General features: G+C 60.9%; 19 protein-coding genes. 8 read left to right on the forward strand and 11 right to left on the reverse strand.

Features of this window, described 5'->3' with window-relative positions:
* Positions 1-10: 10 nt before the first annotated feature.
* The 3 genes from btsR to ppiA form a co-directional block, all read right to left on the reverse strand.
* Positions 11-736, reverse strand: a complete 726-nt coding sequence (gene btsR, locus C9411_RS22485; RefSeq protein WP_107227959.1) for a two-component system response regulator BtsR — start codon at positions 734-736, stop codon at positions 11-13.
* Positions 736-2,421 (reverse strand): sensor histidine kinase, encoded by a 1,686-nt coding sequence (locus C9411_RS22490; RefSeq protein ID WP_033636285.1) that lies wholly within the window; start codon positions 2,419-2,421, stop codon positions 736-738. Before C9411_RS22490 ends, btsR begins: the two co-directional genes overlap by 1 nt.
* 156 nt (positions 2,422-2,577) lie before the next feature.
* Entirely contained in the window at positions 2,578-3,147 is a 570-nt protein-coding gene (ppiA, locus tag C9411_RS22495; protein WP_107227960.1) for a peptidylprolyl isomerase A, read from the reverse strand.
* 353 nt (positions 3,148-3,500) lie between these two features.
* Here ppiA and C9411_RS22505 point away from each other — a divergent pair, with 353 nt between their 5' ends.
* The 4 genes from C9411_RS22505 (at position 3,501) to tsgA (ending at position 7,573) form a co-directional block, all read left to right on the forward strand.
* Positions 3,501-3,839: a PTS lactose/cellobiose transporter subunit IIA gene (locus C9411_RS22505; protein ID WP_060660177.1), complete on the forward strand. Its 339-nt coding sequence runs from the start codon at positions 3,501-3,503 to the stop codon at positions 3,837-3,839.
* On the forward strand, positions 3,836-5,143 hold the full coding sequence (locus C9411_RS22510; protein ID WP_107227961.1) for a 6-phospho-beta-glucosidase: 1,308 nt from the start codon (positions 3,836-3,838) through the stop codon (positions 5,141-5,143). Before C9411_RS22505 ends, C9411_RS22510 begins: the two co-directional genes overlap by 4 nt.
* Positions 5,144-5,216: 73 nt before the next feature.
* Positions 5,217-6,197, forward strand: a complete 981-nt coding sequence (locus C9411_RS22515; protein WP_063991682.1) for a LacI family DNA-binding transcriptional regulator — start codon at positions 5,217-5,219, stop codon at positions 6,195-6,197.
* A gap of 191 nt (positions 6,198-6,388) precedes the next feature.
* A complete protein-coding gene (gene tsgA / locus C9411_RS22520; protein ID WP_033636290.1) occupies positions 6,389-7,573 on the forward strand; it encodes an MFS transporter TsgA in 1,185 nt (394 codons plus the stop codon).
* A gap of 54 nt (positions 7,574-7,627) precedes the next feature.
* Here the strand turns inward: tsgA and C9411_RS22525 are convergent, their stop codons facing one another.
* Positions 7,628-8,896 (reverse strand): cytosine deaminase, encoded by a 1,269-nt coding sequence (locus C9411_RS22525; RefSeq protein ID WP_369919485.1) that lies wholly within the window; start codon positions 8,894-8,896, stop codon positions 7,628-7,630.
* 303 nt (positions 8,897-9,199) lie between these two features.
* On the opposite strand from C9411_RS22525, the gene nirB reads away from it, so the two are divergent.
* From nirB to cysG, 4 genes are read left to right on the forward strand one after another with little or no spacing between them, the layout of a single operon-like run.
* A complete protein-coding gene (nirB, locus tag C9411_RS22535) occupies positions 9,200-11,749 on the forward strand; it encodes a nitrite reductase large subunit NirB (RefSeq protein WP_107227963.1) in 2,550 nt (849 codons plus the stop codon).
* On the forward strand, positions 11,746-12,072 hold the full coding sequence (nirD, locus tag C9411_RS22540; protein WP_063991685.1) for a nitrite reductase small subunit NirD: 327 nt from the start codon (positions 11,746-11,748) through the stop codon (positions 12,070-12,072). Before nirB ends, nirD begins: the two co-directional genes overlap by 4 nt.
* 16 nt (positions 12,073-12,088) lie before the next feature.
* A complete protein-coding gene (gene nirC, locus C9411_RS22545) occupies positions 12,089-12,889 on the forward strand; it encodes a nitrite transporter NirC (protein ID WP_107227964.1) in 801 nt (266 codons plus the stop codon).
* A 50-nt stretch (positions 12,890-12,939) separates the two neighbouring features.
* The gene (gene cysG / locus C9411_RS22550; RefSeq protein WP_107227965.1) at positions 12,940-14,343 is read left to right on the forward strand and encodes a siroheme synthase CysG; all 1,404 of its coding nucleotides are present in this window, start codon (positions 12,940-12,942) and stop codon (positions 14,341-14,343) included.
* A 51-nt stretch (positions 14,344-14,394) separates the two neighbouring features.
* On the opposite strand, the gene trpS is transcribed toward cysG, so the two are convergent.
* The 7 genes from trpS to aroK all read right to left on the reverse strand — a co-directional run bounded on the left by trpS (position 14,395) and on the right by aroK (position 20,619).
* Entirely contained in the window at positions 14,395-15,402 is a 1,008-nt protein-coding gene (gene trpS, locus C9411_RS22555; protein WP_063991688.1) for a tryptophan--tRNA ligase, read from the reverse strand.
* 2 nt (positions 15,403-15,404) lie between these two features.
* Complete coding sequence (locus C9411_RS22560; protein ID WP_033631918.1) at positions 15,405-16,103, reverse strand: phosphoglycolate phosphatase; 699 nt, start codon at positions 16,101-16,103, stop codon at positions 15,405-15,407.
* A complete protein-coding gene (rpe, locus tag C9411_RS22565; RefSeq protein WP_004930320.1) occupies positions 16,096-16,773 on the reverse strand; it encodes a ribulose-phosphate 3-epimerase in 678 nt (225 codons plus the stop codon). The genes C9411_RS22560 and rpe overlap by 8 nt, the downstream gene beginning before the upstream one ends.
* A gap of 50 nt (positions 16,774-16,823) precedes the next feature.
* On the reverse strand, positions 16,824-17,636 hold the full coding sequence (gene dam / locus C9411_RS22570) for an adenine-specific DNA-methyltransferase (RefSeq protein WP_063991690.1): 813 nt from the start codon (positions 17,634-17,636) through the stop codon (positions 16,824-16,826).
* 84 nt (positions 17,637-17,720) lie between these two features.
* Positions 17,721-18,734, reverse strand: a complete 1,014-nt coding sequence (locus C9411_RS22575) for an SPOR domain-containing protein (RefSeq protein WP_107227966.1) — start codon at positions 18,732-18,734, stop codon at positions 17,721-17,723.
* A gap of 156 nt (positions 18,735-18,890) precedes the next feature.
* Positions 18,891-19,991 (reverse strand): 3-dehydroquinate synthase, encoded by a 1,101-nt coding sequence (gene aroB / locus C9411_RS22580; RefSeq protein WP_063991692.1) that lies wholly within the window; start codon positions 19,989-19,991, stop codon positions 18,891-18,893.
* A gap of 106 nt (positions 19,992-20,097) precedes the next feature.
* Complete coding sequence (gene aroK, locus C9411_RS22585) at positions 20,098-20,619, reverse strand: shikimate kinase AroK (RefSeq protein ID WP_004391482.1); 522 nt, start codon at positions 20,617-20,619, stop codon at positions 20,098-20,100.
* Positions 20,620-20,967 lie beyond the last annotated feature (348 nt).

A 20,967-nucleotide genomic window follows, 5' to 3' on the forward strand; every position in this document is an offset into this window, starting at 1 on the left:
AAGACCTGCGTCACCCCCGCAGCCCCAGTTGTTCCTTCAGCGCCTTCAAATAGCGCCGGCTGACCGGCACCGGATCGCCGGCCGACATGATCATCTCCGCCGCGCCGCCCTCTTCGAAGCGGATCTCGCGCACCTGCTCCAGGTTGACCAGATACTGCCGATGGCAGCGCACCAGCGGGGTACGGCTTTCCAGCGTGCGCAGCGTCAGCTCGGTGAAACACTCCATGCCGTCGCTGCGCACCACGAAGACCCCGCTCAGCTTGGAACGGATCGCCAGCACTTCGTCGAACCGCAGCAGATAGATGCGGCTGTGGCCGGTGCAGGGAATGTATTTCAGGTAACCGGCGCTCTCATCCAGCGCCGTCACGTCCTGCGGCGCACTGCGCTGCCGCAGGCGTTGCAGCGTCTTGCTCAGCCGCTTCGGCTCCGCCGGCTTCAGCAGATAATCGAAGGCGTGCTCCTCGAACGCCTGCACCGCGTATTCGTCGTAGGCGGTCAGAAACACGATGTGCGGCATGCGGTTGGGATCCAGCATGCCGACCATTTCCAGCCCGCTGATGCGCGGCATCTGGATATCGAGAAACACCACGTCCGGCTGCAGCCGGTGGATCTGGCTGATGGCTTCGATGGCGTTGGCGCATTCGCCGATAATCGCGATCTCCGCCTCGGCCTCCAGCAGATGGCGCAGGTTGTCGCGCGCGGAAGGTTCATCGTCAACAATCAGTGCGTTTAACATCAGGCGGCCCTCTCCATGGGGACATTGAGCGTAATGCGGGTGTAGGCGTCCGGCCGGCAATCCACCTGCACACCATAGCCTTCGCCGTAGCGCACGCGAATGCGTTTATCCACCAGATTCATCCCCAGCCCGCTGCAGTTCGGTTTCGGCTGGAACAGCCCGGCGTTGTCCGTCACCTGCAGCAGCAGATGCTCGCCTTCGCAGCAGGCGCCGATTTCGATGCGGCCCACGCCCAACAGATGCGAGGTGCCATGCTTGATGGCGTTTTCGACGATTGGCTGCAGCGAGAACGCCGGCAGCCGCACCGCCAACAGCGCCTCCGGCAGCGATACCGCGATCTCCAGCCGATCGGCGAAGCGCGCTTTCTCGATCTGCAGGTAGGCGTTCACGTGTTCAATCTCGTCCGCCAGGCTGACTTCGTCATCCGAGCGTTTGAGGTTTTTACGAAAGAAGGTCGAGAGGGACTGCACCAGATCGCAGGCGCGCTCGCCATCGCGGCGGATCACCGCCACCAGGGTATTCAAGGCATTGAACAGGAAATGCGGATTGACCTGCGCATGCAGCAGCTTGATCTCCGACTGCGCCAGCAGCTGCTTGTGGCGTTCGTACTGTCCGGCCATGATCTGCGCCGACAGCAGGCTGGCGATGCCTTCGCCCAGCGTACGGTTGATGGTGCTGAATAGCTGGCTTTTCGGCTCGTACAGCTTGATGGTGCCGATCACCCGCTGGTTTTCGCCGCGCAGCGGGATCACCAGCGTCGATCCCAACTTGCAGGCCGGATTGATCGAGCAGCAGTAAGAGAGCTGATTGCCGTCGGCGTACACCACCTCGTTGTTGTCGATGGCGCGATGCGAATGCACCGAGGCGATCGGCGTGCCCGGCAGGTGGTGATCGTCGCCGATGCCGATAAACGCCAGCAGCTTGTCGCGATCGGTGATCGCCACCGCGCCGATGCCCAGCTCCTGATAGATCACCCGTGCAACCTTCATGCTGTTCTCCTGATCGAAGCCCTGCCGCAGGATACCCTCGGTGCGCTCGGCGATCTTCAGCGCCTTGGAAGAGAAGGCGCTGGTGTATTTTTCGAACATCGCGCGCCTATCCAGCAGGATTTGCATGAACATCGCCGCGCCGACGGTATTGGCGATCATCATCGGCAGCGCGATATGCTCCACCAGCTGCAACGCTTCATCGTAGGGGCGCGCCACCGCCAGGATGATCGCCATCTGCAGCACTTCCGCCACCAACGCCACGCCGCCGACGAACAGCGGATTGAACAGCAGCTCGATGCGCCCCCGGCGCATGGCGATGCTGTGTACGATGCCGCCGACCAGGCCTTCCGACACCGTGGAGATCGCGCAGGCCACGTCGGTCATGCCGCCGAGCGTATACCGGTGCAGGCCGCCGGTCAGCCCGACCAGAAAGCCCACCGACGGCCCGCCCAGCAGACCGCCCAGGACCGCACCTATCGCACGGGTGTTGGCGATCGAATCCTGAATGTGCAGCCCGAAATAGGTGCCCATGATGCAGAACACCGAGAAGATCACGTAGCACAGCAGCTTGTGCGGCAGGCGAATGGTCACCTGCATCAGCGGGATGAACAGCGGGGTTTTGCTCAGCAGATAGGCGATAACGAGATAGACGCACATCTGCTGCAGCAGCAACAGCACCTGGTTAAATTCATACATGGCAGCAACTCATCCAGAGACAACAAAGGGCGAACGCCGGATTTCCGGTCTGATTATTGTCTGCCGATTAGAGCATGGGGCGCAGGAGAAAACAGTGATGAAGGCAAGGCTTCGGGAGGAAGGAGCGGCCGACCCCGGCGGGATCGGCCAAAAAACTTACGGCAGTACCTTGGCCGACAGAATCACCACCGGTTTGGTCGGCACATTCTGGTAAGGGCCGACGTTGCCGGTCGGCACCTGGGCAATTTTGTCCACCACGTCCATGCCTTTCACCACTTTGCCGAACACCGCGTAGCCGAAGTCACGCTGGCCGTGATCCAGGAAGGCGTTATCCGCCACGTTCAGGAAGAACTGGCTGGTGGCGCTGTCCTTGTCGGCGGTACGCGCCATCGAGATGGTGCCGCGCAGGTTGCGCAAGCCGTTGTCGGCTTCGTTCTTGATCGGCGCCTTGGTGGATTTTTGCTGCATGTCAGCGGTGAAACCGCCGCCCTGGATCATAAAGCCCGGGATCACGCGGTGGAAGATGGTGTTGTTGTAGTACCCGCTGTTCACGTAGTCGACGAAGTTCTGGCTGGAAACCGGTGCCTTCTGGCTGTCGAGCGCCAACTCGATATTCCCCGCCGAGGTCGTCAGCATGACGTGGGTCTCACCGGCGGCGAGTGCGGCTGGCGCCACTGCGGACAGGGAACACAGCGCGACGAAGGTCACTAAAGTACGTTTGAACATTAACGGGTCCTTTCTCTGAGAGACAAACAACGGAAAAGCGCTTTGATTCTAAAGAGCTGTATCGGCAAGTGCCAGCCATTTACCTATATTTACCCAATTACGGGACATATCCTAGGCGGCCCTGAATTTTGCTGCGGAAAGTATGGGCGCAGAAGGCTTTTTTGCCAACCGCATCACGCATTTTTTGCCCCGCGCCACCCTGGGTCGGTTTTTGCGATCTGCCTCCCAGTTTGCACACGCATTGTCGTTACTCTATTTAAATGAGAGCGCTCTCATTATAAAAAGAACGGATACTGAAGCATCCCACGGCGGCGTCGCCGCGCAACCCCTGGAGAAATGACGTGAGTGAATTGATGACTGAAGTCAGCCCCGAGTTTGAAAGCACCATCATGGAACTGCTGGTGTTCTCCGGCAGCGCGCGCAGCAATGCGTTGATGGCGCTGCGGCAAGCGCGTGCCGGCGACTTCGCCGCCGCGGCCAAGCACATGGTCGAATCCAAAGAATGGGTGAAGAAAGCACACCTGATCCAGACCGAGCTGATCGGCCTGGACGAAGGCTGCGGCAAGCTGGCGATCAACCTGATCACCGTGCATGCGCAGGATCATCTGATGAACGCCATGGTGATCCAGGATCTGGCCGACGACATGATCGAGCTCTATCGCCGTCAGTCGCAGACGGAGGGCCGCCCATGAGCACGCTTAAAATCGCCGTGATCGGCGGCGGCAGCAGCTACACCCCCGAACTGGTTGATGGACTGATCCAACGCATCGAGGAGCTGCCGGTCACCGAACTGGCGCTGGTGGACGTCGAACCGGGCCGGCAAAAAGTGGAAACCATCGCCGCCTTGACCCGCCGCATGCTGGCGCGCCACGGGCTGGAGCAGGTGAAGGTCAGCGTGCATTTCGCGCTGGACGACGCCATTCGCGGCGCCGCTTTCGTGCTGACCCAGTTCCGCGTCGGGCAACTGCCGGCGCGCGCCGCCGATGAACGGCTGGGCCTGAAATACCAGCTGCTCGGCCAGGAAACCACCGGCGTCGGCGGCTTCGCCAAGGCGCTGCGCACCATCCCGGTGATGCTGGATATCGCTCGCCGAGTGGAAAAGCTGGCGCCGGACGCCTGGATCATCAACTTCACCAACCCGGCCGGTATCGTCACCGAGGCGGTGTCTCGCTTTACCAAAGCGAAGATCATCGGCCTGTGCAATGTGCCGATCAGCATGCATCACATGATCGTCAACATGCTGCAGGCGCCTTACGCCGATGTGCAGCTGCAGTTCGCCGGCCTGAACCACATGGTCTGGGTGCATCAGGTCACGCACCTGGGGCGCGACGTCACCGCCAAGGTGATCGACATGCTGTGTGACGGCGCGGCGCTGACCATGAACAACATCAAGGAAGAGCCCTGGCAGCCGGACTTCCTGCGTGCGCTCGGCGCGATCCCCTGCCCCTACCACCGCTATTTTTACCAGACCCGCGAGATGCTGGCGGAAGAGATGGCCGCCGCCGGCGAGCGCGGCACCCGCGCCGAGCAGGTGATGCAGGTGGAGAAAGAGCTGTTCGAGCTGTATGCCGATCCGCAGCTAAACACGAAACCGGAGCAGCTCAGCTTCCGCGGCGGTTCTTTCTATTCCGAAGTTGCGCTGGAGCTGATTCGTGCTATCCATAATAATCTCGGCACGCAATTAGTGGTCAACACCGCAAACCGCGGCGCAATCCATGGCCTGCCGGACGATGCTGTGATAGAAATCAACTGTATCGTCGATGCTCAGGGCGCGCACCCGCTGACCTTTGGCCCGCTGCCGGAGCCGATGCAGGCCCTGACGCAGCAGGTGAAAGCCTACGAACGTCTGACCATCGAAGCCGCGGTGCACGGCGATCGCCGCAGCGGGTTGCTGGCGCTGATCGCCAACCCGTTAGTGGGCAACGCTAACCTGGCGCAGCCGCTGCTGGACGAGGTGTTGACGATAAACGCGCCGTATTTGCCGCAGTTCAGGTAAGCGGCTATACGCAGCCAGACAGGGGTTCGGCGCGCCGAACCCATTTTTTTAGCCGTAATTCAGGAGTGGGACGATGGTGACACTGGAAGATGTCGCAGCGCTGGCGGGCGTTTCGCGCGCCACCGTATCGCGTGTGGTGAACGGCGACAGCAACGTCAAGGCACCGACCCGCGAGAAGGTTGAACGCGCCGTCGCCCAGCTCGGTTATACCCCCAACCCGGCGGCCCGCGCGCTCGCCTCCAGCCACAGCAATACCCTCGGGCTGGTCACCACGTCGTACCGCGGCGGCTTCTTCGGCGCGCTGATGGACTTCGTGCAGACCGAGGCCGAATCCCACGGCAAACAGCTGCTGGTGACCCAGGGCCGCAACAGCGCAGAAAACGAATGGCAGGCGGTGCAGCGGCTATTTAGCCTGCGCTGCGACGGCGTGATCCTGCACGTGCGTTTTCTCAGCGACGATCGGCTGCGCCAATTGGCGGCGGAACAACGTGATTTCGTGTTGCTCGATCGTCTGGTACCGGGGCTGGAAGCCCGCTGCGTCACCTTCGATCACCCGCTGGCCAGCCGCATGGCGACGCAGCAGCTGCTCGATGCCGGGCACCGGCGCATCGCCTGTATCAGCGGCCCGCGTGAGCGCCCGTCGAGTCGCCTGCGGCTGCAGGGATTTGAAGAGGCGATGCAGGCGGCGAATATCGAACCGGTGGCCTGCCTGGAGGGCGTCTACGATCTGGAAAGCGGTTACCGCTGCGCCGATCGGCTGCTGCAGCAAGCCGCGCGGCCCAGCGCCATCTACTGCTGCAACGAAGAGATGGCGATCGGCGCCCTGCTGGCGATCAACGAGCACCGCCTACGGGTACCGCAGGATATCTCCTTGATCTGCTACGACAGCGGCGAACGCGCGCCTTTCGTGCGCCCGGCGTTGAGCAGCGTACATTTTCCCATCAGCGAGATGGCCCAATACGCGGCGCGCAGGCTGATCGATCCCACCACCCCGGCGCACCGGTTTGAGCCGACGATCGTCAACCGTGATTCCATTGTGACGGTACGCAAATAGATCACAATAATACGTATCACCCCTTCATAGGTTGCATCAAAAAATCGACAGCCATCACAAAAAATCCCGTTGTCTGTGCTAGGATCCGCCCCCTGGTGGCCTGATCGGGACTTTTTTCTGCGTTTGCCAGGAAAAGCCAGCGGCCTTATGCCAGCGTTAAAACCTCTAACAGACATATTCAGGCCTATACAATGAATGACAGTAACCGCATACGGCTTACCTGGATCAGCTTCTTTTCGTACGCGCTGACCGGTGCTTTAGTGATCGTCACAGGGATGGTGATGGGAAACATTGCAGAGTACTTTAATCTGCCGGTTTCCAGCATGAGTAACACCTTTACTTTCCTCAACGCCGGTATTTTGATTTCGATCTTCCTCAATGCTTGGCTGATGGAAATCATCCCGCTGAAGCGTCAGCTGATCTTCGGCTTTGTCCTGATGGTGCTGGCGGTCGCAGGGCTGATGCTCGGCAAGAGCCTGACCATGTTCTCGCTGTGCATGTTTATCCTCGGCGTGGTTAGCGGTATCACCATGTCGATCGGCACCTTCCTGATCACCCACATGTATGCCGGCCGCCAGCGCGGTTCGCGCCTATTGTTCACCGACTCTTTCTTCAGCATGGCCGGGATGATCTTCCCGATCGTCGCCGCGATGCTGCTGGCCCGCCATATCGGCTGGTACTGGGTTTATGCCTGCATCGGCCTGCTGTACGTGGGGATCTTCGTGCTGACCCTGTGCTCCGAATTCCCGGTGCTGGGCAAAAAAGGCGCCGACGCCGGTCAGCCGGTCGAGAAAGAAAAATGGGGCATCGGTGTGTTGTTCCTGTCGATCGCCGCGCTGTGCTACATCCTCGGCCAGTTGGGCTTCATTCAGTGGGTGCCTGAGTACGCCACCAAGTCGTTCAACATGGACATCGGCCAGGCCGGTAAGCTGGTGAGCGACTTCTGGACCTCTTACATGGTCGGCATGTGGGTGTTCAGCTTCATCCTGCGCTTCTTCGATCTGCAGCGCATCGTTACCGTACTGGCCGCACTGGCTACCGGCGCGATGTACCTGTTCGTTAGCACCGACAACCCGGAGCACCTGGGCTACTACATCATGGCCTTGGGCTTCGTTTCCAGCGCCATCTACACCACGCTGATCACCCTCGGCTCGCTGCAGACCAAGGTCTCCTCGCCGAAGCTGGTCAACTTTATCCTGACCTGCGGCACCATCGGCACCATGCTGACCTTCGTGGTCACCGGCCCGATCGTGGCGAAAGGCGGCGCGCACGCGGCGCTGACCACCGCCAACGGCCTGTACCTGGCGGTGTTCGTGATGTGTCTGCTGCTGGGCTTTGTGACCAAACACCGCAGCCACGGCCACGTGACGCACTGATTTCTTTTTATTAAATGTACCAAGGGCGCCCGCAAGGCGCCCTTTTTTTGCGCCTTAGCGCCGAAAATCCACCGTCTCATCCTGCTGCAAATGCAGCGTGGTTTCCGCCGGCCGCGTTTCAGCGATCACCGCCCCCTGGCGAATCGAATAACGCACCGGCGTCTGGCGGCGCACCGCGTCGAAGCCGCTTTCCGCCGGCAGGATCACCAGGTTGGCGCTGTTGCCGGCCGCCAGGCCGTAGTCGCTCAGGTTAAGGGTACGCGCGCTATGGTGGGTGATCAGCTTCAGCCCATCGTCGATCTGGCCATAGCCCATCAGCTGGCACACGTGCAGCCCCATATGCAGCACCTGCAGCATGTTGGCGGTGCCGAGCGGGTACCAGGGATCGAACACGTCGTCATGGCCGAAGCAGACGTTGATCTCTGCCTCCAGCATCTCCTTCACCCGCGTCACGCCGCGCCGTTTCGGGTAGCTGTCGAAACGCCCCTGCAGGTGAATGTTCACCAGCGGGTTGGCGACGAAGTTGATGCCGGACATTTTCAGCAGGCGGAACAGCCGCGAGGCGTAAGCGCCGTTGTAAGAGTGCATCGCCGTGGTGTGGCTGGCGGTGACTTTCTCGCCCATCTCCAGCTTCAGCGCCAGCGCCGCCACGGTCTCGACGAAGCGCGATTGCTCGTCGTCGATTTCATCGCAGTGCACGTCCACCAGCCGATCGTATTTTTGCGCCAGCGCGAACGCCTTATGCAGCGACTCCACGCCGTATTCGCGGGTGAATTCGAAGTGCGGAATGGCGCCCACCACGTCGGCCCCCAGCCGCAGCGCCTCCTCAAGCAGCGCTTCGCCGTTGGGATAGGAAAGGATCCCCTCCTGCGGGAAGGCGACGATCTGCAGCGTCACCCAGGGCGCCACCTCCCGTTTCACCTCCAGCATGGCACGCAGCGCGGTCAGTGTGGGATCGGAAACGTCGACGTGGGTGCGCACATACTGCACGCCATTGGCGATCTGCCACTTGAGCGTTTGCCAGGCGCGCTGTTTGACGTCTTCATGGGTCAGCAACGCTTTGCGTTCGGCCCAGCGCTCAATGCCCTCGAACAGCGTGCCGGACTGGTTCCAGGCCGGCTGGCCGGCGGTTTGCGTGGTATCCAGGTGAATATGCGGTTCGACGAACGCCGGCAGTGCCAACCCGCCCTGCGCATCCAACGCGTCGCTGCGCCACTCCTGGCCTTCCGGCTGCGGCACCAGATGCGCGATGCGCCCCTGTTCGATCGCCAGTTGCCACAATCCTTCATGCCCGCTTAAACGCAGGTTGTCGATAAACTTCAATGGACGTTTCGCCACCTTTCACCTCGGCTGTTGCACTGGTTTTCTTCATCATACTGGCAGCGGATCGCGCTGACAAAGTCGCCGTTGCCTGCCTACCCCCAGCGTTTACTCCCTGCGGGGTAGTTTGCATGCAAACTGACTCGCTTCAGCTAAAGGTGAATAAAATCCGCAACTTATCAAAAAACGTGAAAAATCATCCATATACCACGTTAGAGGTATATGAGGGTGTGATTGATTTGCATCAATAAATTACCCATCGGGAGAGATAAGGTAAGCCTAGGAAACCAGAATTTTGAGGCAATAATGAGCAGAGTCAAACTTGCCGTCATCGGCAATGGCATGGTCGGCCACCGGTTCATCGAAGATCTGTTGGATAAAGCAGACAAAGACCAATTCGACATCACCGTATTTTGCGAAGAGCCACGCATCGCTTACGATCGCGTGCACCTTTCCTCCTACTTCTCGCACCACACCGCCGAAGAGCTGTCGCTGGTGCGCGAAGGCTTTTACGAAAAACACGGCGTGAAGGTGCTGGTCGGCGAGCGCGCTATCACCATCAATCGCGACGAGAAGGTGATCCACTCCAACACCGGCCGCACCGTCTATTACGACAAGCTGATCATGGCCACCGGCTCCTATCCGTGGATCCCGCCGATTAAAGGCTCGGATAGCCAGGACTGCTTCGTTTACCGCACCATCGAAGACCTGAACGCCATCGAAGCCTGCGCGCGCCGCAGCAAACGCGGCGCGGTAGTCGGCGGCGGGCTGTTGGGGCTGGAAGCCGCCGGCGCGCTGAAAAGCCTGGGGGTGGAAACGCACGTGATCGAGTTCGCTCCGGTGCTGATGGCCGAACAGCTCGACCCGATGGGCGGTGACCAGCTGCGCCGCAAGATCGAGCGCATGGGCGTCAAGGTACACACCGGCAAAAATACCCAGGAGATCGTCAACGGCGGCGGCACGGCGCGCAAAACCATGCATTTCGCCGACGGCAGCCTGCTGGAAGTGGATTTCATCGTGTTCTCCACCGGCATCCGCGCCCAGGACAAGCTGGCGCGCCAGTGCGGGCTGGAGATTGGCCGCCGCGGCGGCATCGCCATCAACGACAGCTGCCAGACGTCGGATCCGGACGTCTACGCCATCGGTGAGTGCGCTGCCTGGCGCGATCGCACCTTCGGCCTGGTGGCGCCGGGTTACAAAATGGCGCAGGTGGCCGTCGATCACCTGCTGGGCCGCGAAAACGGCTTCCAGGGCGCCGACATGAGCGCCAAGCTGAAGCTGCTGGGCGTGGACGTCGGCGGCATCGGCGATGCCCACGGCCGCACCGAGGGCGCCCGCAGCTACGTTTATCTGGATGAAAGCAAAGAAGTCTACAAACGCATCGTGGTCAGCGCCGACAACAAAACCCTGCTCGGCGCGGTGCTGGTGGGCGACACCAGCGATTATGGCAACCTGCTGCAGCTGGCGCTGAACGGCATCGAGCTGCCGGAAAACCCGGACGGCCTGATCCTGCCGGCCCACGCGGGCAGCAAACCGGCCATCGGCGTGGATTCGCTGCCGGAAAGCGCGCAGATCTGCTCCTGCTTCGACGTCAGCAAAGGCGACATCATTCAGGCGGTCAACAAAGGCTGCCACACCGTAGCGGCGCTGAAGGCCGAAACCAAAGCCGGCACCGGCTGTGGCGGCTGCATCCCGCTGCTCACCCAGGTGCTGAACGCCGAGCTGAGCAAGCAAGGCATCGAGGTCAACCATCACCTGTGCGAACACTTCGCCTACTCGCGCCAGGAGCTGTTCCACCTGATCCGCGTCGAAGGGATCAAGTCGTTCGAGGCGCTGCTGGCCAAATACGGCAAAGGCTACGGCTGCGAAGTGTGTAAACCGACCGTCGGCTCATTGCTGGCTTCTTGCTGGAACGAATATATCCTCAAGCCACAGCATACGCCGCTGCAGGATACCAACGACAACTTCCTCGGCAATATCCAGAAAGACGGCACCTACTCGGTGATCCCGCGCTCCGCCGGCGGCGAAATCACCCCGGACGGCCTGCTGGCCATCGGCCAGATCGCCAAGGAATACAACCTCTACACCAAAATGACCGGTTCACAGCGCATCGGTATGTTCGGCGCGCAGAAAGACGACCTGCCGGCCATCTGGCGCAAGCTGCTCGCCGCCGGCTTTGAAACCGGCCACGCTTACGCCAAGGCGCTGCGCATGGCGAAAACCTGCGTCGGCAGCACCTGGTGCCGCTACGGTGTCGGCGACAGCGTCGGCTTCGGCGTCACCCTGGAACATCGCTACAAAGGCATCCGCACCCCGCACAAAATGAAGTTCGGCGTCTCGGGCTGCACCCGTGAATGCGCCGAAGCACAGGGCAAGGACGTCGGCATCATCGCCACCGAGAACGGCTGGAACCTGTATGTGTGCGGCAACGGCGGCATGAAACCGCGCCACGCCGACCTGTTGGCCGCCGACCTCGATCGCGAGACGCTGGTGCGCTACCTCGACCGCTTCATGATGTTCTATATCCGCACCGCCGATAAGCTGCAGCGCACCTCGGTGTGGCTGGAGAGCCTGGAAGGCGGCATCGATTACCTGCGCAAGGTGATCGTCGACGACAAGCTCGGCATCAACGACCAGCTGGAAGCGGAGATCGCCCGCCTGCGCGACGCGGTGATCTGCGAGTGGAAAGAGACCGTCGAGCATCCGGAAACGCAGCTGCGCTTCGCCCACTTCATCAACAGCCCGCTGCGCGATCCGAATGTGCAGGTAGTGGCCGAACGCGACCAGCACCGCCCGGCGCGCCCTGACGAACGCATTCCCGTCACCCTGATCGATACCGAGGAGAGCCACGCATGAGCCAGTGGATTACCGTTTGTCCCGTCGCTGACATTCTGCCCGGCACCGGCGTGTGCGCCCTGATCGGCGATCGGCAGGTGGCGGTGTTCCGCCCCTATGCCGACGAGCAGGTGTTCGCCATCAGCAATATCGACCCGTTCGCCCAGGCCAGCGTGCTGTCGCGCGGTCTCATCGCCGAGCATCAGGGTGAGTTGTGGGTCGCCAGCCCGCTGAAGAAGCAGCATTTCCGCCTGTACGACGGCCACTGTCTGGAAGACGACAGCCGTTCCGTCGCCCGCTTCGCCAGCCGGGTGGTCGACGGCATCGTCCAAGTCGCGGCATAACCTTTCGGGAGGCAACATGTTTACCGACACCCTCAACAAATGCGCCGCCAACGCGGCGCGCATCGTTCGCCTGGCGAAGGAGAGCCCGCTCGGCTTCTGGATCAGCTCGGCGATGGCCGGCGCCTACGTCGGCCTCGGCATCATCCTGATCTTCACCCTCGGCAACCTGGTCGACCCAAGCGTGCGGCCGCTGGTGATGGGCGCCACCTTCGGCATCGCGCTGACGCTGGTGATCATCGCCGGTTCCGAGCTGTTCACCGGCCATACGATGTTCCTGACGCTCGGCGTCAAGGCAGGCACCATCCGCCAGAGCCAGATGTGGGCGGTGCTGCCGCAAACCTGGCTCGGCAACCTGCTCGGCTCGGTGCTGGTGGCGCTGATGTATTACTACGGCGGCGGCAGCCTGCTGCCGGTGGATACCAGCCTGGTGCACAGCGCCGCGCTGGCGAAAACCACCGCGCCGGCCGAAGTGCTGTTCTTCAAGGGGGTGCTGTGCAACTGGCTGGTTTGCCTGGCGATTTGGATGGCGATCCGCGTAGAAGGCGCCGCCAAGTTCATCGCCATTTGGTGGTGCCTGCTGGCCTTTATCGCCTCGGGTTACGAACACTCCGTCGCCAACATGACGCTGTTCGCCCTCTCCTGGTTCGGCAACCACAGCGAGGCCTACACCCTCACCGGCATCGGCCACAACCTGCTGTGGGTGACGCTGGGCAATATCCTGTCCGGCTCGGTGCTGATGGGTCTGGGGTATTGGTACGCTACGCCGCGCGCCGAACGCCCGCAGGCGGCAAAAGCCGCCGCACGTCAGACCGCCTGAGTTTTCGGGGGCGCACTTCGCCCCCACACTGATTATCCCGAGGAGTGCCGATGGACTACCTGCCGATTTTCTGCCAACTGCAACATAAAGCCTGCCTGCTGGTCGGCGGCGGCGAGATCGCCGAACGCAAGGCGCGCCTGCTGCTGGACGCCGGCGCGGCGCTGACCGTCAACGCCCTGGCATTCAGCCCGCAGTTCCACCAGTGGGCGGCAGAAGGCCTGCTGACGCTGACCGTGGGCGAATTCAGCCCGGCCCTGCTGGCGGAAAAATGGTTGGTGATCGCCGCTACCGACCGGCTGGAAGTCAACGCACTGGTGTACCAGTGCGCCAACCAGCAACGGGTGTTCTGCAACGTGGTGGACGATCCGAAACGCGCCAGCTTTATCATGCCGTCTATCATCGATCGTTCGCCGATCATGGTCGCAGTGTCCTCCGGCGGCAAAGCGCCGGTGCTGGCGCGGCTGCTGCGCGAGAAGCTGGAAGCGATGCTGCCGCAGCACCTCGGCAAGCTGGCCCAGTTGGGCGGCTCACTGCGGCAGCGGGTAAAACAACGTTTCAGCAGCCTCGGCGCGCGCCGTCGCTTCTGGGAACGGTTATTCGCCCACGATCGGCTGGCGCAGTCGCTGGCCAACGATGACGCCGCGCTGGCCGAACGCCAGCTCGAGCAGCTGTTCAGCGAACAGCCGGAAGAGCGCGGTGAAGTGGTACTGGTGGGCGCCGGGCCGGGCGATGCCGGCTTGCTAACGCTGAAAGGGCTGCAACAGATCCAGCAGGCCGACGTGGTGGTTTACGACCGGCTGGTCTCCGAAGAGATCATGACGCTGGTGCGCCGCGACGCCGAACGCATCTTCGTCGGCAAACGCGCCGGCCACCACTGCGTGCCGCAGGAGCAGATCAACCAAATCCTGCTGCAGCAGGCGCAGCAAGGCAAACGCGTGGTGCGCCTGAAGGGCGGCGATCCCTTTATCTTCGGCCGCGGCGGCGAAGAACTGGAGACGCTGGCGGACGCCAACGTGCCGTTCTCGGTGGTGCCGGGCATTACCGCCGCCTCCGGCTGTTCCGCCTACAGCGGCATCCCGCTCACCCACCGCGACCATGCGCAGAGCGTCCGCCTGGTGACCGGGCACGCCAAGGCCGACGGTGGATTGGATTGGGCGACGCTGGCCGCCGGGCAACAGACGCTGGTGTTCTATATGGGGCTATCTCAAGCGGCGGAAATCCAGCGCCAGCTGATCGCACACGGATTGCCGGCCAACACGCCGGTGGCGCTGGTAGAAAACGGCACCTCTTGCCGCCAGCGGGTGATCGAAGGCAAGCTCGGTCAACTGGGCGTCTTGTCACTACAGGCCGCCAGCCCCAGCCTGATCGTCGTCGGCAGCGTGGTCAGCCTGCGCAGCAAGCTCAACTGGTTCACCAGCGAGGCATCGCCCTCCGGCCTGGCGCAAATGGCGTGATACCGACGTAAAAAAAGCGGCCTGTGGCCGCTTTTTCTATTTGCGCCGGCGTTACGCCTGCGGCGGCACGAAACCGACGGCCTGATAGACCTTCGCCAGGGTTTCCTGCGCGCGTGCACGGGCTTTGGCGGCCCCGTCGCGCATCACCTGCTGCAGATAGGCTTCGTCGTTGCGGAAGCGGTGGTAGCGCTCCTGCAGCTCACCCAGCATGCCGGAGACGGCGTCCGCCACCGCACCTTTCAGGTGGCCGTACATCTGGCCTTCGAACTCGGCTTCCAGCTGCGCGATGCTCTTGCCGGTCACGCCGGCGAGGATGTCCAGCAGGTTGGAGACGCCCGCCTTGTTGACCACGTCGTAACGCACGACAGGCGGCTCTTCCGAGTCGGTCATTGCGCGTTTGATCTTCTTGGTCACCGCTTTCGGATCTTCCAGCAGGCCGATCACGTTGTTGCGGTTATCGTCCGACTTGGACATCTTCTTGGTCGGCTCCTGCAGCGACATCACGCGCGCGCCGGATTTAGGAATAAACGGCTCCGGCACTTTGAACACGTCGCCATACAGCGCGTTGAAACGCTGCCCCACGTCGCGGCTCAGTTCCAGGTGCTGCTTCTGGTCTTCGCCCACCGGCACCTGGTTGGTTTGATACAGCAGGATATCCGCCGCCATCAGCACCGGATAGCTGAACAGCCCGGCGTTGATGTTCTCCGCGTAGCGCGCGGATTTGTCTTTGAACTGCGTCATGCGGCTCAGTTCGCCGAAATAGGTGTAGCAGTTCAGCACCCAGCTCAGCTGCGTGTGCTCAGGCACGTGCGACTGCACGAAGATGGTGCTTTTTTCCGGATCTATACCGCAGGCCAGGTACAGCGCCAGCGTATCCAGCGTGGCCTTGCGCAGCTTCTCGGCGTCCTGGCGCACGGTGATGGCATGCAGATCGACGATGCAGTAGATGCAGTCGTAGTCGTCCTGCATCTGCACCCACTGACGCAGCGCACCCATGTAGTTGCCGATGGTCAGTTCGCCGGACGGCTGCGCGCCGCTAAATACGATGGGCTTACTCATGTTTAAATTTCCTGATTCTCTAAAGATGACAGCCCAAGAGCGGGCAACAAATCGGCGAAGCGCTCCAACACCCGATCGGGGTGGCTCAGGGCGATCGATTCGCCGTAGTTATAACCGTAGGTAAAGCCGACGCTTGGGCAACCGGCGCCCTGCGCGGCTTGAATATCGTTGCGCGAATCGCCGACGAACAGCAACTCATGCGCCCGCAACCCCAGCTTGCCGAGCACCAGGTACAACGGCGCCGGGTGCGGTTTCTTTTCCGTCACGTCGTCGCCGCCGATCACCAGCGAGAAATAGTCGCCAATGCCCAACGATGCCAACAGCGGCGCCACGAACGGTGTCGGCTTATTGGTCACCAACGCCATCGGGTAACCGTGCGCGGCCAGTCGGGCCAGCGTCTCTTGCACCTGCGGGAACAAGCGGCTGCCGCTGTCGACGGTCTGCGCGTAGAAATGGTCGAAGCGTTCACGCAGCCGGCTGCACTGCTCCGGCGAGCCTTCCGCTTCCGCCCAGCGCAGCGCGCGCTGCACCAGCACGTCGGCGCCGTTGCCGATCCAGGTGCCAACCCGTTCTTCACCCGCCTGCGGCAAGCCCGTCTCTTCCAACGCCATATCGATGGCGGCCGCCAGGCCCGGCGCGCTGTCGACCAGCGTGCCGTCCAGATCGAAGGCCAATGCGCGGATCGCGCCGAAATCAGCCATGAGTAACCTTCGCCAGCTCGCTGCGCATCTCGTCGATCACCTTGCGGTAGTCCGGCTGGCCAAAGATGGCGGAACCGGCGACGAACATATCGGCGCCTGCGGCGGCGATTTCGGCAATATTATCCACCTTCACGCCGCCGTCGACTTCCAGGCGGATATCGCGACCGCTGTCGTCGATCAGCTTGCGCACCTGGCGCAGCTTGTCCAGGGTACCGTGGATGAACGACTGGCCGCCGAAGCCCGGGTTGACCGACATCAGCAGGATCACGTCGATTTTATCCATCACGTAATCGAGATAACTCAGCGGCGTCGCCGGGTTGAATACCAGGCCAGCTTTACAGCCGTGCTCTTTGATCAGCTGAATGGTGCGATCGACATGCTCGGAAGCTTCGGGGTGGAAAGAGATATAAGACGCGCCGGCCTTGGCGAAATCAGGCACGATGCGATCCACCGGCTTGACCATCAGGTGCACGTCAATCGGCGCAGTAATGCCGTAGTTGCGCAGCGCTTCGCACACCATCGGACCGATGGTCAGATTGGGCACGTAGTGGTTGTCCATCACGTCGAAGTGCACCACGTCACCGCCTGCGGCCAGCACGTTAGCGGTATCTTCACCTAACCGGGCAAAATCTGCCGACAGAATGGACGGGGCAATCAAAAACTTTTTCATCCGCTTCTCCAAACGTAGGGTCGAGTTGTTATGCGCCGGGGTGCCCCGGCTTAGCGATACAGCGCCAAAAGCTCGTTCACTTTGCTGCGGCCGAGAATGTTGCGGCTGATTGTGCGGCGCGCTTTCACCACATACAGCGCAGCATTCTGGTACCAGTCGCGCGTCAGCTCGGTATCGTGATTGGAGATCAATACCGGTACCTGGCTCTCTACCGAGAGCTGGTGCGCCAATTTCGCCAGGCTTTGCTGATCGGCGATGCTGAAGCTGTTGGTGTGGTAAGCGGTGAAATTCGCCGTCGCCGACAGCGGCGCATAAGGCGGATCGCAATACACCACGGCACCGGCCACGGCCTTCGCCATGGTATCGCGGTAATGCTCGCAGACAAAAGTGGCATTGCGCGATTTTTCGGCAAACCAGTAGAGCTCTTCTTCCGGGAAGTACGGTTTCTTGTACCGGCCAAACGGCACGTTGAACTCGCCGCGCAGGTTATAGCGGCACAGGCCGTTATAGCAGTGGCGGTTCAGGTACAGGAACAACAGCGCCCGGCGGTAAGGCTCGGTGCTAGTATTGAACTCTTCTCGCAGCAGGTAAAACTGATCCGAGTTATTGAATTCATCGGCGAAAAGCGTGCGGGCATCGCGCACGAAGTCATCCGTGCGCAGCTTAACGATGTTATACAGGTTGATAAGATCGCTATTGATGTCGGCGAGAATGTAGGCGTCGTAATCCGTATTCAGAAAGACAGATCCCGCACCCACGAAGGGCTCGATTAAGCAGTCTCCCGCCGGCAGATGGCGACGAATCTCATCTACCAGCGGGTATTTTCCACCAGCCCATTTTAAAAAAGCGCGGTTTTTCTTCATGCCGTCAATTAGCTACTTATACAATTCAGAGCGGCGGATTGTACTCTGTTTCAGACAGCACATCAGCGCACAAATTTAAATGATTTATTTTTTAAGATCTTGCTGCACTTGGTGTACAGGTCGGACCCACGGTTTTTTCGCCTGCACATCCGCCGGCAACGAAGCAATGGCGCGCTTCGCTTCTGCGGAAGACGCATAGTTGCCGCTCACCAGCACGAACCACGGCTTGCCGTCACGCTTGGTGGCGTACACCAGGTAGTTCTGCAACTTCTGCTGCTTGGCATAGGCGTTCAGCGTATCGGAACGCGAAGCGCTGCTCAGTTGCAAGGTATAGTGGCTGCCCGGCGCAGACTGCAGCGAACTGCCGCTGCTGGCGACCGCTCCCGCTTTCGCGGTGGAAGACGGTTTGGCCGGCGGCGTATACACCGTGGTCGGTGATTTATGCTGCGTCGCGGTCGGTTTGGTGGCGGCGGTTTTCGCCGGCGTTTTATGCTGTTGCGGCGCGGTGCCCTGCACAGGACGCGTCGCTTCGCGCGCTGCGGCGCCGCTCATCACCGTCGCTGGTGCGGTCGGCAGCGTCGACGCTGCGCCGGTCATGCCCTGGGTCGCGGCATCCACCTGCCCCTGCTGCTGCGACAGCGCATCCGCCATGTTGCCCGGCAGATCGACGCGCTGCTGCGCACCGCCTTGTTGAGGCTGAGTTTGCGCTTCGGTCGGCGTGCCGGAAATCGGCGGAACGCTGACGTTCTGCGGTTGCTGTGGCTGAGTCACGCTCACGCCATTGTTGTCGTGGGTATCCGTGGTGCCGCCCGGCACGCCGTTGTTGGCGGTGGTCAGCGACGAAGAACCGGACAGGTTAATATCGCGGGCCGCGCCGTTTTGCGCAGCGCTCTCCTGAGCCGCCTCATGCTTGGTCGGCGCCTTCAAGGCGGAACCGATGCCGATAATCAGCAGCAACAGCACCAAAATGCCGATGCCAATCATCAAATGCTGACGCGAAACGGCGAAGCGCGGCGCGGCTGCCGGCTTGCGCGAACGCGTAGGACGACGATCGCTGCTATCAGGTCTGAGATCGTCTTCCGGTTTAAACTCGTCCATCTGAAACCCTCCAACTAGAGGCAAAAGCCCACCACCGTAGACCTACCGTGGCACGGGCAGATTAACCCGATGATGGCAAAGCGACACCCGTCGTGCTCTGCTCACTGTATTAATATAGATGCAAATGGCGGCTAAGCCACTGTTACTTGGTCCGATTTAATTACGCTGCTGCTCAGGCAGGCAGGCGGCGATCGACGCCAGCACCAGCTCATGCCCTACGCCGCCGCGCACTTCCGCCGCACCGATCGCGGTCGGCAGCACCAGACGCAGTTCACCCGCCAGCACTTTCTTGTCACGCAACATGTGCGGCAGATAGGATTCCGGCGTCATTTCCTGCGGCCCGCAGACCGGCAAGCCGGCGCGCAGCAGCAGCGCTTTGATGCGTTCGATGTCTTCAACCGAGAACTGGCCGAGACGGTGTGCGGTTTCCGCCGCCATCACCATGCCTGCAGCCACCGCTTCGCCGTGCAGCCATACGCCGTAGCCCATTTCGGCTTCGATGGCATGGCCGTAAGTATGACCCAGATTCAGCAAGGCGCGCAGGCCGCTTTCGCGTTCGTCGGCGGCCACGACCTCAGCCTTCAGTTCACAGCAGCGACGGATACAGTAGGCCAACGCCTGCATATCCAACGCCATCAGCGCATCAATGTTATTTTCCAACCAGACGAAGAATGCGCGATCGAGAATGATCCCGTATTTGATGACTTCAGCCAGGCCGGAAGAGAGTTCACGCGTCGGCAACGTTTTCAGGCAATCCAGATCAACCACCACCGAAGCGGGTTGATAGAAAGCACCGATCATGTTTTTGCCGAGCGGGTGGTTGACGGCGGTCTTGCCGCCTACGGAAGAGTCCACCTGCGACAACAGCGTGGTGGGAACCTGAATGAAGCGCACGCCGCGTTGGTAGCACGCGGCGGCAAAGCCGGTCAGATCGCCGACAACGCCGCCGCCGAGGGCGATCAGCGTGGTATCGCGCCCGTGCGGTTTTTCCAGCAGCGCCGAAAACACCTGCTCCAACACCGCCAGAGATTTGTACTGCTCACCATCGGGAAGGATCACCTGATCCACCACGACGCCACCCTGCTCCAGCACCTGCCGGACACGCTCCAGATAAAGCGGCGCCAGGGTCTGGTTGGTGACCAACATCGCTTGCTCACCCGCCTTCAACGGCATAAAAGAAGCCGGATCGTTAAACAATCCGGCGGCGATGGTAATCGGGTAGCTGCGCTCCCCAAGCGTTACAGTAATTCTCTCCATGTCGCGCTCAGTTCTCTGTATGGTGCGGCGGTGGTTGCTCCCCGCAACAGCGGGGAACACAAATCAGTTTTCCGCATTGGCCGACGGCGAACGCGAAAATCGGCAATCAGTTGCTTTCCAGCATGTTGATGATCTGGTTGGCAACCACTTTAGCGCTCTGATCGTCGGTGCGGATGGTGACATCGGCAATCTCTTCATACAACGGATTGCGCTCTTTCGCCAAGGCTTCCAGCACTTCACGCGGCGGAGAATCAACCTGCAGCAGCGGGCGCTTTTTATCACGCTGGGTACGAGCCAGTTGTTTCTCGATCGTGGTTTCCAGATAGACCACCACACCGCGCGCGGACAGACGGTTGCGCGTTTCGCGCGACTTCACCGAACCGCCGCCGGTCGCCAACACAATCCCTTGTTTTTCCGTCAGTTCATTAATGACTTTTTCTTCACGATCGCGGAAACCTTCTTCCCCTTCCACGTCGAATACCCAGCCCACGTCAGCTCCGGTACGTCGCTCAATTTCTTGATCGGAGTCGAAGAACTCCATATTGAGTTGCTGAGCTAACTGACGGCCAATAGTGCTTTTGCCGGCACCCATAGGCCCAACCAGAAAGATATTGCGTTTCTCTGCCATGTTTTTCGGTATTACTAAGACAATTCGTTAATGTTAACCCGCCCCGCCAATCAAATCAGCGGCGGGACCTAAACTGAAACCTCATGAGCGATAGTGCGAGATCAGACGAAAAATTATCTCAACACTCTTGGTAGTTTGGCAACCGAATAAATCGCAATCCACGCCGCGGGAGGGAAACCATATGTTTTTAACGGCGTCTTGACGCTAACAAAAAACCTCGGTGCTCAATTCGGTAACCCTTGTAAGCTAAATCGGCCGCAGCGTCAAACGCAGATCCCCCCAAGGGGATAAAAAAGTGTATCTGCTCATCAACTTTAGGAGATTTGCCGTCCGGCTGACAGGCAGCCG

Origin of the sequence: Serratia sp. Nf2 (assembly GCF_003028435.1) — a bacterium.
GTDB classification, from domain to species: Bacteria; Pseudomonadota; Gammaproteobacteria; order Enterobacterales; family Enterobacteriaceae; genus Serratia; species Serratia marcescens_L.